Source organism: Kitasatospora sp. NPDC059160, from assembly GCF_042755465.1.
Taxonomy (GTDB): domain Bacteria; phylum Actinomycetota; class Actinomycetes; order Streptomycetales; family Streptomycetaceae; genus Kitasatospora.
Genome location: NZ_JBHZCN010000165.1, coordinates 1 through 14036, shown reverse-complemented (window position 1 = coordinate 14036; position 14036 = coordinate 1). Strand labels below are relative to the sequence as shown.

The following is a 14036-nucleotide window of genomic DNA, read 5'->3' as shown; positions in this document are numbered from 1 at the left end:
GGCCGCTGCGCCCCCCCGCGGCCCGGGGCCCCCCCCCCCCCGGGGGGGTTGGGGGCCCCTCGGCCGTACTCGCGTTCGCCGCTGGGCGTCCGCTGCGGCGCGTTCGCCGTGCGCCTGCCTACTGGGCGCCGGAGGTCGCCGACAGCAGCTGCTCCAGCTCCTCCTCGCGCTCCTGCGCGGCCACGAAGAGCAGCTCGTCGCCGCCCTCCAGGGTGTCGTCCTTGGCCGGCACCAGCACCCGGCCCTCGCGGATGATGCTCACCAGCGCGGTGTCCGGCGGCCAGGTGACGTCGCCCACCCGGGTGCCGACCAGCTCGGCCTCGCCGGCCAGGGTCAGCTCGACCAGGTTGGCGTTGCCCTGGCTGAACCGCATCAGGCGGACCAGGTCGCCGACGCTGACGGCCTCCTCGACCAGCGCGGACATTAGGCGCGGGGTGGAGACGGCCACGTCCACGCCCCAGGACTCGTTGAAGAGCCACTCGTTCTTCGGGTTGTTCACCCGGGCGACCACCCGCGGCACCGCGTACTCGGTCTTGGCGAGCAGCGAGACGACCAGGTTGACCTTGTCGTCACCGGTCGCGGCGATCACCACGTGGCAGCGCTGCAGCGCCGCCTCGTCCAGCGAGGTGATCTCGCAGGCGTCGGCCAGCAGCCACTCCGCCATGGGCACCCGCTCCACCGAGATGGCGTTCGGGTTCTTGTCGATCAGAAGGACCTCGTGACCGTTCTCCAGCAGCTCGCCCGCGATCGAGCGACCCACGGCACCGGCCCCGGCAATGGCGACCCGCATCAGTGACCCTCCTCCTTCGGCCCCTGCGCGAACGCGGCCTCGACCGCCGTCAGGTCGGCCCGGCGCAGCATCACGTGCACCAGGTCGCCCTCCTGCACCACCATCTGCGGCGAGGGGAGCATCCCTTCGCCGAGCCGGGTGACGAACGACACCCGGGCGCCGGACGCCTCCTCCAGGCGGCCGATCCGCTGCCCCACCCAGTCCGGGTGGTACGCGACCTCGGCCAGCTGCACACTGCCGCTCGGGTCCTGCCACAGCGGCTCGGCGCCGCTCGGCAGCAGTCGGCGCAGCATCTGGTCGGCGGTCCAGCGGACCGTCGCCACGGTCGGGATGCCCAGGCGCTGGTACACCTCGGCGCGGCGGGGGTCGTAGATCCGGGCCGCGACGTTCTCGACGCCGAAGGTCTCCCGGGCGACCCGGGCAGCGATGATGTTGGAGTTGTCGCCGCTGGAGACGGCGGCGAAGGCGCCGGCCTCCTCGATGCCCGCCTCGCGCAGGGTGTCCTGGTCGAAACCGACCCCGGTCACCCGGCGCCCGTTGAACCCGGCGCCCAGCCGGCGGAATGCGGTCGGATCCTGGTCGACCACGGCCACCGAGTGGCCCTGTTTCTCCAGCGTTCTCGCGAGGGCCGAGCCCACGCGGCCGCAGCCCATGATGACGATGTGCACCGGCGCTACCTCACCCGTCCCGAAGGGGTCTTGACCTGCGCAAACACCGTTCATCTCCCTTTCCCGCCCGGACGTTCCGGGGCGAGGGTTCTCGTGGGGCGTCGGCCGGACTCCGCTCGACAACCAGAGTGTTGCCCACCGACTCGTATCCGACACGCTAGCCGGTCCACCGAACACAGTCGCGACGAAGGGGGGGATAAACGGCGCAAGCCGCGTCGGGATACCCCTACGATTCCTTAACGTGCCTATGCCGACTGACCTTCCGAAACGCCTTCTGATCGGGCGCGCCCTGCGCAGTGACAAGTTGGGGGAGACGCTCCTCCCCAAGCGGATCGCGCTGCCCGTCTTCGCCTCGGACGCGCTCTCCTCGGTCGCGTACGCCCCTGAGGAGATCCTGCTCACGCTCTCCATCGCGGGCGTCTCGGCGATCCACTTCTCCTGGCAGATCGGCCTCGTGGTGGCGGTCGTGATGCTCGCCGTCGTCGCCTCCTACCGGCAGAACGTGCACGCCTACCCGAGCGGGGGCGGCGACTACGAGGTGGCGACCGTCAACCACGGCCCGGCGGCCGGACTGGTCGTCGCCGCGGCTCTGATGGTCGACTACGTGCTCACCGTCGCCGTGTCCACCACCTCCGGCGTCGCCAACGTGGTCTCCGCCGTCCCGGCGCTGCGCGGCCACGAGATGATCGTCTCGGTGGTCGTGGTCGTGGTGCTGATGGGCATGAACCTGCGAGGGGTGCGCGAATCCGGCTCCGCCTTCGCGGTGCCCACCTACGCCTTCATGGCGGGCGTGATCGGCATGGTCGGCTACGGGGTCTTCCGGCACTTCGTGCTCGGCCAGTCCATGCCCGCAGAGAGCTCCGGCTTCCACCTCGCCGCCATCCCCGGCAACGACTCGCTCGGCGGGATCGCGCTGGTCTTCCTGCTGCTCAAGTCCTTCTCCTCCGGCTGCGCCGCGCTCACCGGCGTGGAGGCGATCTCCAACGGCGTGCCCGCCTTCCGCAAGCCGAAGAGCAAGAACGCGGCCACCACGCTGCTGATGATGGCGAGCATCGCCGTGGTGATGTTCATGGGCATCATCTGGCTGGCCCGGCTCACCGGCGTGCAGATGGCCGAGAACCCGGCCGAGCAGCTGGTCGGCTCCGGCCCCGACTACCACCAGAAGACCGCGCTGGCGCAGATCAGCGAGGCCGTCTTCAACAACTTCACGCCCGGCTTCTACTTCGTCGCCGCCGTCACCGGCCTGATCCTGGTGCTGGCCGCCAACACCGCCTTCAACGGCTTCCCGGTGCTCGGCTCGATCCTCGCCCAGGACCGCTACCTGCCCCGCCAGCTGCACACCCGCGGCGACCGGCTGGCCTTCTCCAACGGCATCATCCTGCTGGCCATCGCCGCCATCCTGCTGATCATCGCCTTCGACGCGGACCCGACCCGGCTGATCCAGCTCTACATCGTCGGCGTCTTCGTCTCCTTCAACATGAGCCAGTCCGGCATGATCCGGCACTGGACCCGGCTGCTGCGCACCGAGACCGATCCGGCGAAGCGGCGCCACATGCAGCGCAGCCGGGCGATCAACGGCTTCGGCCTGGTGATGACGATGGCCGTGCTGATCGTCGTCCTGGTCACCAAGATCGGCCACGCCTGGATCGCGATCGCCGCGATGGCGGTGCTGTTCGTGATGATGAAGGGGATCCGGCGCCACTACGACCGGGTCTCCGCGGAGCTCATCGCGGCCGAGGAGCCGGACGACGTGGTGCTGCCCACCCGGGTGCACGCCATCGTGCTGGTCTCCAAGCTGCACAAGCCCGCGCTGCGCGCCCTCGCGTACGCCCGGCTGGCCCACGCCCACACCCTGGAGGCCGTCACCGTCAACGTCGACCCGGCGGACACGGCGGCGCTGCGGCGGGAGTGGGACGAGCGCGGCATCGAGGTGCCGCTCAAGGTGCTGGACTCGCCGTACCGCGAGATCACCGGGCCGGTCCTGGACTACGTGAAGAACCTGCGGCGCAGCAGCCCGCGGGACGTGGTCGCGGTCTACATCCCGGAGTACGTGGTCGGCCACTGGTACGAGCACCTGCTGCACAACCAGAGCGCGCTGCGGCTCAAGGGGCGGCTGCTGTTCAAGCCCGGGGTGATGGTCACCTCGGTGCCGTGGCAGCTGGAGTCCTCGGAGCGGCGCAGGCCGCAGAAGGCCTGGTCGGCGCCCGGATCCGTCCGTCGTGGCGAGCCGAGGGCGCCGAAGGCCGTAAAGTCGAAGGATTCCGCCCGTACCGGTGCCGACACCGGTGCCACTCCCGACCGCAGCAAGGACTCCTCCCAGTGACGCGCAACACTCCGCCCCGCTCCTCCGGCGCCTCCGGCAAGGGCAAGGGCGCCCGTCGGGGCGGCTCCCAGCCCGGGCAGGTGGCCCGGCCGCGCTGGGGCAAGCCGCACCGGCCGGAAGCCACCGACCGTGAGGGGCTGACGGCGCGCACCGCGCCGGTCGTGCCGGGGGAGGCCCCGGAGGAGAAGCCCGTGCGGGCCGCCAAGCCGGCCCAGGGCGAGAAGCCCGCCCGGGGTGAGAAGCCCGCCCGCGACGGGAAGGGCGCCCGGGGTGAGAAGCCGGCCCGCGACGGGAAGGGCGCCCAGGACGGGAAGGGCGCGGACGGGGCCGCCCGGAAGGCGCCGCGCAAGCAGGCGGTTCGGCCGCCGAAGGCGCTGCGCGGCGCGGCCGCGCCGCGACCGCAGCGGGCGCAGGCCCCGTCCGGGGACCCGCTGGTCGGCGAGCGCTACGAGGTCGAGGTCGGCCCGGTCGCGCACGGCGGCGGGCACTGCGTGGCCCGGCACGAGGGGCGGGTGCTGTTCGTCCGGCACGCGCTGCCCGGCGAGAAGGTGGTCGCGCAGGTGACCGAGGGCACCACCACCTCGCGCTTCCTGCGCGCGGACGCCGTGGAGGTGCTGGAGCCCGCCAAGGACCGGATCGAGGCCCCCTGCCCGTTCGCCGGTCCGGGCAAGTGCGGTGGCTGCGACTGGCAGCACGTCACCCCCGGCGGGCAGCGCAAGCTCAAGGCCGCGGTGCTGACCGAGCAGCTGGCGAAGCTCGCCGGGCTGACCCCGGCCGAGGCCGGCTGGGACGGCAGCGTCGAGCCGGTCGGCGGCAAGCTGCCGCCCGGGCAGGTGCCGGCCTGGCGCACCCGGGTGCAGTACACGGTGGACGCGGAGAGCGACAAGGTCGGTCTGCGCAAGCACCGCTCGCACGACGTCCAGGTGATCGACCGCTGCCTGATCGCCGCCGAGGGCGTCACCGAGCTCGGCATCGAGTCCCGGGACTGGCCGGGGGTGGCGAGCGTCGAGGCGATCGCCGCGAGCGGCTCCTCGGACCGCCAGGTGGTGCTGACCCCGCGCGACGGCGCCCAGCTGCCGCTGGTCGAGCTGGACAAGCCGGTGTCGATCGCCCGGATCGACGACCAGGGCGACGCGCACAAGGTCCACGGGCGCGGCTTCGTCCGCGAGCGGGCCGCCGGGCGCACCTGGCGGATCAGCAACGGCGGCTTCTGGCAGATCCACCCGGAGGCGCCGGACACCCTGGTCGACGCGGTGCTGGACGGTCTGGACCCGCAGTGGGGCGAGAGCGCGCTCGACCTGTACTGCGGCGTCGGCCTGTTCGCCGGCGCGCTGGCCGACCGGGTCGGCGAGGACGGCGCGGTGCTCGGCATCGAGTCGGCCAAGCAGGCCGTCGTCGACGCCCGGCACAACCTGGCCGCGCTGGACAACGTGCGGATCGAGTGCGACCGGGTCGAGACGCTGCTGCCGCGCACCGGCATCACCGCCACCGACCTGATCGTGCTGGACCCGCCGCGGGCCGGCGCCGGACGCGAGACCGTCGCGCACCTGGTCGGCCTGGAGGCCCGCCGGATCGCGTACGTCGCCTGCGACCCGGCGGCGCTCGCCCGGGACCTCGAGTTCTTCCGCGAGGGCGGCTACCGGCCGGTCTCGCTGCGGGCCTTCGACCTGTTCCCGATGACCCACCACTTCGAGTGCGTGGCCATCCTGGAGCCGGCCGGGGCATGAGTCCGAGCCTGCCGTAACGGCCGAGGAGGCGGCACCCCGTGCGTCACGGGGTGCCGCCTCCTCGGCGTTGTGCGGGGCGGGCGGGTGGTGCCCCCGGGGCCGCTGCGGCGGCTGCTTCCGCGCCTGCGTGCGGGGCGCGCGCTACTCGTTGTGCTCCTCTTCGTCGGCGCTGTGCGGGAGGTCGATGCCGTGCTGGGCGGCGAGCCGTAGGAGCGAGGCGATCCGGCCCTCGTACGCCTGGACGCCGTCGGCGTCCCCTTCGGCCCGGGCCGCCGCGAGGTCCTGCCGGGCCTGGGCGAGCTGCTCGCGCAGCTCCTGGTCGAACATGGCTGTCATTGCCGGCCTCCACAAAACCGGTCGGTGCCGCTCGGGGAACGCTCAGGAGAGTTCAGAGTCCCGGATGGTGCAGGACTCTTCAAGTCAGGCCCGGTCGGGTCGGGGGTCCGTGCCGGGCCCGTGCGGGGGCGGGGCCGGGTGGCGGAGGGCGTGACGGGGTAGGGAGCGGATGGGTGAGCGGCTCGGCGGCGTCCGCCGGGCGGTTCGGTCGGTGGTTCGGTCGGTGGTCCGGGTGGCGCTTCGGTTGGCGCTTCGGTGACGGAGGGGTTGCGTGGGGGCGTGCGGCAGGTGTGCGGGCGGTGTGCGTGCGCCCTTGTTGTGCTAGCACTTCAGCGCTAGCTTGAACGGCATGGGCAAGAAGCAGCTGAACGTCCGAGTGGACGCCACGACCGCGGAGATGGCCCGGGAACGGGCGGAGCAGCAGGGGATCAGCATGAACCAGTACATCGAACGCCTGGTCCAGCAGGACATGGGTGAATCGGGACGGGCCTTCATCGACGCCGCCGCACAGTTCATGAAGGAGTACGAGACGGCGTTCCTCGCCGAGTTCGGGGAGTCGGGCGAGCTCCAGGACGTGCGCCGTTGAAACTGGAGGTCGACCTCTCGTGGCTGCTCATGACCGCCGAGCAGTACACGCCCGGTGACCCGCAGGTCACCGACTACGGCTCGCTGCTCGCGGCCGTCACCCGGCACCAGGCCGAGATCTTCGACATCTCCGTCTACCCCGAACCCCAGGACCGCGCGGCCGCGTTGATGCACCAGCTGATCCGGGTGCCGGCCCTGGAGAAGACCAACGAGCTCTTCGCGACCGCCGTCGCCTACGCCTACCTCGTCGCCAGCGGCTGCACCGTCGCCACCACCGCCCGCGAGGTGCGCAGCCTCTCCCGGGCCATCCGGGAAGGGCGGCTGGGGGTGTCCGGGGTCGCCGAACGGCTGTCGGCCTGGGTGGTCGACGAGGCCGAGGGGGAGGGCGTCACGGGGGCGGAGGAGGAGGACGAGGACGACGACTGAGCCGCGTCCCCGTCCGGTGCCGGTGCCGGTGCCTGGGCGGGTGCCTGGGCTGGTGCCGGTGCCTGGGCTGGTGCCGCGCCGGTCTAGGCCTGGGGGTCCGAGGCGACGGGCTCCGCGATGAGGGCCGTCGCGAACGGGCGGAAGCCGGCCCGGCGGTAGATCCGGGCGACGTCCTCGTCGGCGGCGGACAGGAACACCGTCCGCACGCCGTTGGCGCGGGCGTGCGCCACCAGGGCCGCGGTGACCGCCAGGGCCAGCCCGCGGCGCCGGGCGGAGGGCAGCGTCCCGACCCCGACCACCTCGGTGACCGAGCCCACCGGGTTGTGCTGGCCCGCGCAGAGCACGTCGCCGCCCTCCAGTGCGGCCGCCAGCACGCTGACCCCGTCGGTGATCCGCTGCGCGATCCGCGCCACCCCGCCCTCGGACGTCAACGTCGCGGCGCTCACGGCCAGTTCGGCTGCGCCCGCGCTGCCGGTGGCGGTGCCCGGGGCGCCGAAAGCCACGTGCGGGACGGCCACCGCGTCGGCCAGCTCGGGAGCGTCCGCGGCCAGCACCCGCACCTCCACCCGCTCCGGGAGCGCCGGCGCCGGGGCCGTCCCGTCCTGCGGGCCGAGCACCAGCAGCGGGTGCTCGTGCACCGCCAGGCCGGCCGCCTCCACCGCCGCGCGCAGCTCGGGGTTCTGCTCGGCCACCCACTCGAAGGCCTCCGGCAGGCCCAGCTCCCGCTGCCGCTCCAACACCCGGCGGACGTCCTCGGCGGTGGCGGCCGGGCCGCCGTGGCCGGGGGTCGGGCGGGCGTAGTAGTGCCAGCCGGTCTCGCCGCGGCGGACGAAGAGGGTCAGCGGGCCGAAGTCCTCCGCGGTGGCGGCGCTGCGGGGCACGGCGTCGTAGTAACGCTCGATGCCGTCGAGCAGGGCGGGGTCCGGAACATGATCAGCAGAAGTCACGGCGTGCATCCAAGCAGGGGCCGGAGTGGAGCGCCACCGGTTTGTGCGGCGACCGGCGTTCGATTGTTGCCGAACGCTTACCCGCTCGCGGCGATCTTGTGCGTGTACGCCGGGCAAGCTGATGCCTTCACAGCTCTGCCGAGGGGGACGGCGGACATCCGCACTCGGCGAGGCAAGGGGGAAGTCAGGCCCATGAGGCTCTGCTTTCTGGTGGAGGAGCACTACCGGCGGGACGGCATGCCGCTGGACGTCGCGCGTCAACTCACCTCCTGGGGGCACCGGGTGGACGTGCTGCGCCCCGGCGACTCGCTGCTGGCGATCTCCGAGGCGGTCCGGGCCGGCAGCCACGACGCCTGGGTGCTCAAGACCGTATCCGGCGGCCCAGGGCTCACCCTGCTGGAGGCGGCCGCCGCGGTCGGCCTCACCACCGTCAACGACGTCCGCTCGATCCGCGGCGTCCGGGACAAGGCGCTCGCCTCGGTGATCGCCCGCACCCGCGGCCTGCCCACCCCGGTCACCTACGCCGCAGCCCGCTGGGAGCGGCTCGCCGAGATCCCGGCCGCCGAGTACCCGCTGGTCGTCAAACCCGCGGACGGCAGCTCCGGTCGGGGCGTACGGCTGGTGGCCGGACCCGACGACCTGATCGGCCTCGGCCCCGAACTCGCCGGGGAGGGGCTGCTGATCGCGCAGCCGTACGTGCCCAACAACGGCACGGACCTCAAGGTGTACTGCGTCGACGGCGAGCTCTTCGCGACCGAACGGGAATCGCCGCTGCACCCGGGGCAGGGCGTGTGCGAGCGGCCGGTGCCGCTGCCCGCGAGCGTCGCACGGATAGCCGCGCAGGTCGGCGAGGTGTTCGGCCTCGACCTGTACGGCGTCGACGTGCTGCTCGGGCCGGACGGGCCGGTGGTGGTGGACGTCAACGACTTCCCGAGCTTCCGGCAGGTGCCCGACGCGGTGGAGCGGGTCGCCCGGGCGGTGCTGCGGCTCGCGCGCAGCGGTACGGCCGTGTCGGTGCCCGCGCTGGTTCCGGCCGGTGGCGAGGAGTACGGCCGGGTCGGACTGGTGGACGGTGGGCTGCGGTGAGGGCCGGACCGGAGGGCGAGTTGAGGGGCGAATTGAGGGATGAGTTGAAGGGCTGGTCGAGGGGCGGGTCGAGGGGTGGACCGATGGGCGAGTTGAGGGTCGGGCTGATCACGGGCAACCCGGGGCACCCGCTGCTCGCGGCGGCCGCCGGAGTGCTGGAGCGGCGCGGCTGCCGGGTGGAGGCCGTCCCGCTCGACGGCGGTGTTCCGCGGGGGGCGCTCGCCGATGTCTACCTGCTCAAGGCACGCACGCCGCAAGCGCTGGCGCTGGCCGGGGAGTTGGAGCGGCTCGGGTCCGCGGTGGTCAACTCGGCCGCGGCGACCGGGCTTTGCCAGGACAGGGTGCGGATGGCCTCGCTCGCCCGGGGCGCCGGACTGCCGTTCGCGGCGACGGTCACGGCCGGCCCGCTGGGCGAACTCGCCGACCAGGTGTACCCGTTCGTGGTGAAGAGCCGGCACAGCCGGCGCCACGACCTGGTCGCGCTGGTCGACGGCGCGGAACGGCTGCGGGAACTCGCTGAACGTTGGCCGCACGAGGAGGTCGTCACCCAGCCGTACCTCCGGAGCAGTGGCTGGGACCAGAAGCTCTGGGTGGTCGACGGGCAGGTCTTCGCGGCTCGGCGGCGGTCCGAACTCTCCGTCGGCGATGACGGGGTGGGGGCGGCGCAGGAGTGGGAGCCGTCCGCCCGGCGGGCCGCGCTCGCCCTGCGGGTGGGCGAGGTGTTCGGGCTGGAGGTGTACGGGGTCGACCTGCTGGACGGGGCCGACGAGCCGGTGATCGTCGACGTCAACGCCTTCCCCGGCGCGCGCGGGCGGGCCGGGGCGCCGGAGGCGCTCGCGGGGCTCGCCCTGCGGGTGGCGGCGGAGCGGGGGCGGGTTCCGGTGTAGGGCGGGTCGGGTCGGGTCGGGGCTTCGGCTGGGGTGGGCTGGGCCCGGGCTTCGGTGTGGCTGGGCCGGTGTCGCTCCGGCGCGGCGGCCGACCACCGGCCCGGGTGGTTAGGCTGGCTGGCGCCCCCGACCGGCCGGGGCCGAACGGCGAGAGAAGACGGAACGTTGCTGCAGGACATCGAGCCCTACCTGGCCTGCCCCCACTGCGCGCAGGACCTCACCCGGCACGAGCGCAGCCTGCGCTGCCCCGCCGGGCACAGCTTCGACCTCGCCAAGCAGGGCTACGTCAGCCTCCTCGCCGGTGACGCCCACACCGGCACCGGCGACACGGCCGAGATGGTCGCCGCCCGCGCCGACTTCCTCGCCGCCGGCCACTACCGGCCGATCGCCGACGCCCTGGCCGCGGCGGCCGCCGCGGCCGTGGGCGATGGGGCGGACGCCGGGGCCGGCGGGGGAGCGGATGGCCCGGGGGGCCTCGTCGCTGACCTCGGCGCCGGCACCGGCCACTACCTCACCCACGTCCTGGACACCCTGCCCGGCCGGGTCGGCGCCGCCCTCGACATCTCCAAGTACGCGCTGCGCCGCGCTGCCAAGGCCCACCCCCGGATCGGCGCGGTGGTCTGCGACGCCTGGCGCCCGCTGCCGCTGCGCGACGCCTGCGCCGACCTGGTCCTCAACGTCTTCGCCCCGCGCAACGGACCCGAGATCCGCCGTGTGCTGCGCCCCGACGGCACCCTGCTGCTGGTCTCGCCCACCGCCCGCCACCTGCGCGAACTCGTCGCCGCCCTCGGCCTGTTGTCGGTCGACGAGGAGAAGCAGCGCCGGATCGACGAGAAGCTCGGCCCCTACCTCACGCCGGCCGGCCGGCAACCGGTCGAGTTCACCCTGCGGCTCTCCGCCCAGGACGTGCGGACCGTCGTCGGCATGGGGCCGAGCGCCTGGCACACCGACCCCGACCGGCTCGCCGCCGCCCTGGAGGAACTGCCCGAGCCGGTCGAGGTGACCGCCTCGGTGACGGTGGCCGCGTACCGGCGGCCGTAACCGAGGACCGCCGCGGGTCAGCGGTACGGGACGGGCCCGCCCCGTAGGGATGAATCTGGCGAGCAGGGACGTTTCGCCCCGCCGGGCTGCGGCTAACGTCCGACGGGTGAACCGCGACGCCGCCGCGCCCGCCGGGCCGGCCCAACTGCGCCCGGGCGCCCCGGGCCCCGACCGGCCGCCAGTGCCACGCCCCACCGTCGAGGAGCTGCGGCTCACCGCCTTCAAGTCCTACCGGCGGGCCGTCCTGCCGCTCGCGCCGCTCACCGTGCTGCACGGGCCGGCCGGGGTCGGCAAGTCCAACGCCCTCGACGCGCTCGCCGTGCTGTCCCGGCTCGCCCTCGGCGAGGAGATCCCCGAATCCCTGGACGGGCTGCCCGACCGCACCGGACCGCTCGCCACGCCCGTACGCGGCGGCCTCGGCGGATGCGTGCCGCACGGACGGGACGCCGTCATCCTCGGCTGCACCGTCCGCTCACCGCGCGGCCGGATCCGGCTCGACCTGGTGATCCGCACCGACGGCGCGGTCCGGATCGCCCGGGAGTCGCTCACCCTCGACGGCCGGACCCTGGTGGACACCGGCGAACAGGACGTCCGCAACGGGCGCGTCAACGTCTGCTGGCACAACGACACCCGGCAAGGGGACATCCGGGCGCCGTTCCCCAGCAGCACCATGATCACCGCCCAGCTGCCGCTCCGGGTGGCCGGCTCCTCCACCGGCGAACGGCTCGTCCTCGCCGCCGCCGAGGACCTGCTCACCGCACTGCGCGAGGTCTTCCCGCTGCACCCCGTCCCCGCCCTGATGCGCGGCTGGGCCAAGGCCGACCCGCAGGCCCGGCTGCGCAGCAACGCCGCCAACATCTCGGCCCTGATCAACCGGCTCGCCCACGAGTGCCCGCGCCGGTACGGGCAACTGCTGCGGGCCGTCCAGGAGGCCGCGCCCCACCCGCTGCTCGGCCTCACCCTCGCCGAGCGCGAGAGCCGGACCGGGCGCCGGGTACTGGCCGTCTTCGACGAAGGCGTGCTCGGGCGCACCGGCGCCGACCAGGCCTCCGACGGGATGCTGCGCCACCTCGCCTTCGCGGCGGTGCTGCTGACCGGGGCGGGGGTGCTCGACCTCGACGTGGCCGCCGAGGTGCCATGGGCACACCGGCAGCTCACCGTGCTGGCCGAGGACCTCGGGGCCGGGCTCGCGACCGAGCAGACCGCCTCGCTGCTGCGGCTCGCGCGGGACATGGCGGGGCGCAACCAGCTGCGGGTGGTGGCCGCGCTCCAGGAGCCGGCGGCGGCGCGGGCGGCGTTCGGGGCGGGCGAGGAGCGGACGGGGGCGGTGGCGCTGGTGGAGTGCCGACGGGACCCGGCGACGGGGTCGACGGTGCTGCGGCCGGAGACGGCCAGGGTGCCGGTGCAGTACGGGCGCGGGGAGGGGGATCGGGAGGAGGGCTCGGCGGGCGCGGGGGAAGGCTCCGCTGTGACCGGGGGAGCGGATGCGGTAGACCTGGGGGCGTGAACGAACGAGTGACGAGGTCGGGGGAGTCGGCGGCGGACCTGGCGGCCGGGGCGGCAGGGGCGGCCGGGGCCGATGTGGTGCCCGGGGTCGACGTGGTGTCCGGAGGCCCGGCGGAGCAGCCCGGGGAGCCGACGCTGGAGGGGCTGCGGCAGCGGCTGGTGGAGTTCGCGGCGGCCCGGCGGTGGGAGCCGTACCACACGCCGAAGAATCTGGCGGCGGCGCTGAGCGTGGAGGCCGGGGAACTGCTGGAGATCTTCCAGTGGCTCACGCCGGAGCAGGCCGCCGCGGTGATGACGGACCCGGAACGGGCCCACCGGGTACGCGACGAGGTCGCGGACGTGCTGGCGTACCTGGTGCAGTTCTGCACGGCGGTCGGGGTGGACCCGCTGGAGGCGCTCGCGGCCAAGATCGAGCGCAACGAGCACCGCTTCCCGGTGCCGGGCGAAGGGGCTGACGTCAATCCGAACAAGGGCTGATCACCCTTGTGAGGGACGGAAGTTATCCACAGCTCCCGGGTTTTCCACAGCTTTCGAAAGGGCGGATGCGTCCCACCCCGCCCTCCCCGCACGCTCTCCCCGTGACCACCCCACCGCCCCGGCGGCGGTGCTGGTCGACGGCGACGACGAGCGGAAGGAGCGGGGGCCATGGAGGCACTGCGACTGATCAAGACGGCCCGGCACGCCCTGGCCGAGGCCAGGCACGTACCCGACGTGCTGGCCGAGGCGCGGCAGGCGGCGCTGCTCACGGAGGCGGTGGGCGCCCGGCTGGCGGAGTCGGACGGGGACGAGCTGACAGGCCTCGGCCAGCAGCTCTCCGAGGCGGGCGCCCACGCGGCGGTCTGCCTGGAGCGGTCCGTCGCCACGAACGCCCTGGTGAGCGGCGGTAGGGCCGGGCGGCTCACCGAACTCGGCGAAACGGCGGCGACGTTGGGGGCGCTGGAGGAACTCCTGCGGGAGGTCGGGGAGACGCTCGTGGTGCTGGCCTGCGGGGCGGACACCGAGAGCCTGTACTGGACGTGCATCGACGGGGTCGATGCGGTGTCGGAGTGCAAGGACGTGGCCGCGCGGTTGCGCGCGGCGACCGGGCGGGGCGAAGCGGTGGAGCGGTCGGTGCTCGGTGGCGCGGAACCGGAGCCGGAGCCGGACGGTCAAGGGGCGCCGTTACTGGTGGTCCGGCTCGGCCCGCCGGGTGCGGGCGGGCCGACGGAGGAGGAGCGGGCGCCGGACTACCGGGTGCCGGACACGGAGCCGGAGGTGTCGTTGACGGCGGGATAGGCGGAAGCCGGGGCGATGTCCCGGGTGTCGGACTGGAGCGCGGCGAGGTCCGCGGTCACCGAGGCGAGCAGTTCCTGCATCTGCTCGAGCAGGGTCTTGGGGGTCGCGGGTCCGGCCGAGTCACCGGTGGCCGAGCCGGTGGGGCTGCTCGGGAACGGCGGCGTGGCAGAGGGTTCGGACATGACGGGGACCTCTTCGGATCGGTGGTGCGGTGTGCCGCACCGACCAACGAACCGTTCCCGCAGCCGGTCACCGCGCACCACCCGATGCGGTCCAACTCCGGTACGCCGTAAGCCTCTCGGGTGATCCGGGGTTGCCGCTGCAACACGGCCTCGGCTAGGGGCGCGAATTGACGAGGGTGGAGGACGCCGGAGGCGGTGGGCGGTGGGCGGGTGGAGGTGGGTGGGAGGGAGGGGGAGGGGGGAGGGGGCGTGCCCCA

At 73.9% G+C, this 14036-nt stretch carries 15 protein-coding genes; 10 read left to right on the top strand and 5 right to left on the bottom strand.

Annotation, left to right across the window (positions count from 1 at the left end):
- Positions 1-118: 118 nt before the first annotated feature.
- Both ACFXOZ_RS39855 and ACFXOZ_RS39850 read right to left on the bottom strand, forming a co-directional pair.
- Positions 119-790: a potassium channel family protein gene (locus ACFXOZ_RS39855; RefSeq protein ID WP_375893042.1), complete on the bottom strand. Its 672-nt coding sequence runs from the start codon at positions 788-790 to the stop codon at positions 119-121.
- Positions 790-1458, bottom strand: coding sequence for a potassium channel family protein (locus ACFXOZ_RS39850; protein ID WP_375893044.1), 669 nt, complete (start codon positions 1456-1458; stop codon positions 790-792). Before ACFXOZ_RS39850 ends, ACFXOZ_RS39855 begins: the two co-directional genes overlap by 1 nt.
- 241 nt (positions 1459-1699) lie before the next feature.
- On the opposite strand from ACFXOZ_RS39850, the gene ACFXOZ_RS39845 reads away from it, so the two are divergent.
- Together ACFXOZ_RS39845 and ACFXOZ_RS39840 are read left to right on the top strand one after the other, a co-directional pair.
- Positions 1700-3781, top strand: a complete 2082-nt coding sequence (locus ACFXOZ_RS39845) for an APC family permease (protein ID WP_375893046.1) — start codon at positions 1700-1702, stop codon at positions 3779-3781.
- Between the two features lie 374 nt (positions 3782-4155).
- Positions 4156-5508, top strand: a complete 1353-nt coding sequence (locus ACFXOZ_RS39840) for a class I SAM-dependent RNA methyltransferase (protein ID WP_380594915.1) — start codon at positions 4156-4158, stop codon at positions 5506-5508.
- 141 nt (positions 5509-5649) lie between these two features.
- Here ACFXOZ_RS39840 and ACFXOZ_RS39835 read toward each other — a convergent pair whose 3' ends face one another.
- Entirely contained in the window at positions 5650-5844 is a 195-nt protein-coding gene (locus ACFXOZ_RS39835; protein ID WP_375893047.1) for a hypothetical protein, read from the bottom strand.
- Between the two features lie 349 nt (positions 5845-6193).
- Between ACFXOZ_RS39835 and ACFXOZ_RS39830 the strand changes: the two genes are divergently transcribed.
- Both ACFXOZ_RS39830 and ACFXOZ_RS39825 read left to right on the top strand, forming a co-directional pair.
- The gene (locus tag ACFXOZ_RS39830; RefSeq protein WP_270146936.1) at positions 6194-6430 is read left to right on the top strand and encodes a toxin-antitoxin system HicB family antitoxin; all 237 of its coding nucleotides are present in this window, start codon (positions 6194-6196) and stop codon (positions 6428-6430) included.
- A complete protein-coding gene (locus ACFXOZ_RS39825; RefSeq protein ID WP_375893049.1) occupies positions 6427-6855 on the top strand; it encodes a fic family toxin-antitoxin system, toxin component in 429 nt (142 codons plus the stop codon). Before ACFXOZ_RS39830 ends, ACFXOZ_RS39825 begins: the two co-directional genes overlap by 4 nt.
- 83 nt (positions 6856-6938) lie before the next feature.
- Here the strand turns inward: ACFXOZ_RS39825 and ACFXOZ_RS39820 are convergent, their stop codons facing one another.
- Entirely contained in the window at positions 6939-7811 is an 873-nt protein-coding gene (locus tag ACFXOZ_RS39820) for a GNAT family N-acetyltransferase (RefSeq protein WP_380531746.1), read from the bottom strand.
- A 183-nt stretch (positions 7812-7994) separates the two neighbouring features.
- Between ACFXOZ_RS39820 and ACFXOZ_RS39815 the strand changes: the two genes are divergently transcribed.
- From ACFXOZ_RS39815 to ACFXOZ_RS39790, 6 genes are all read left to right on the top strand, one after another.
- Entirely contained in the window at positions 7995-8888 is an 894-nt protein-coding gene (locus ACFXOZ_RS39815) for a RimK family alpha-L-glutamate ligase (protein WP_380594913.1), read from the top strand.
- Positions 8889-8971: 83 nt separating this feature from the next.
- Entirely contained in the window at positions 8972-9775 is an 804-nt protein-coding gene (locus tag ACFXOZ_RS39810) for a RimK family alpha-L-glutamate ligase (RefSeq protein WP_380594912.1), read from the top strand.
- Positions 9776-9940: 165 nt separating this feature from the next.
- A complete protein-coding gene (locus ACFXOZ_RS39805; protein WP_380594910.1) occupies positions 9941-10816 on the top strand; it encodes a putative RNA methyltransferase in 876 nt (291 codons plus the stop codon).
- 106 nt (positions 10817-10922) lie between these two features.
- Positions 10923-12323, top strand: a complete 1401-nt coding sequence (locus tag ACFXOZ_RS39800; protein ID WP_380531735.1) for an AAA family ATPase — start codon at positions 10923-10925, stop codon at positions 12321-12323.
- Between the two features lie 134 nt (positions 12324-12457).
- Entirely contained in the window at positions 12458-12799 is a 342-nt protein-coding gene (locus ACFXOZ_RS39795) for a nucleotide pyrophosphohydrolase (RefSeq protein ID WP_380531751.1), read from the top strand.
- Between the two features lie 168 nt (positions 12800-12967).
- On the top strand, positions 12968-13597 hold the full coding sequence (locus tag ACFXOZ_RS39790; protein ID WP_380594908.1) for a DUF6099 family protein: 630 nt from the start codon (positions 12968-12970) through the stop codon (positions 13595-13597).
- On the opposite strand, the gene ACFXOZ_RS39785 is transcribed toward ACFXOZ_RS39790, so the two are convergent.
- Entirely contained in the window at positions 13549-13779 is a 231-nt protein-coding gene (locus tag ACFXOZ_RS39785) for a hypothetical protein (protein WP_380594906.1), read from the bottom strand. The two genes, ACFXOZ_RS39790 and ACFXOZ_RS39785, sit on opposite strands and share 49 nt — an antisense overlap.
- Positions 13780-14036: the final 257 nt, after the last annotated feature.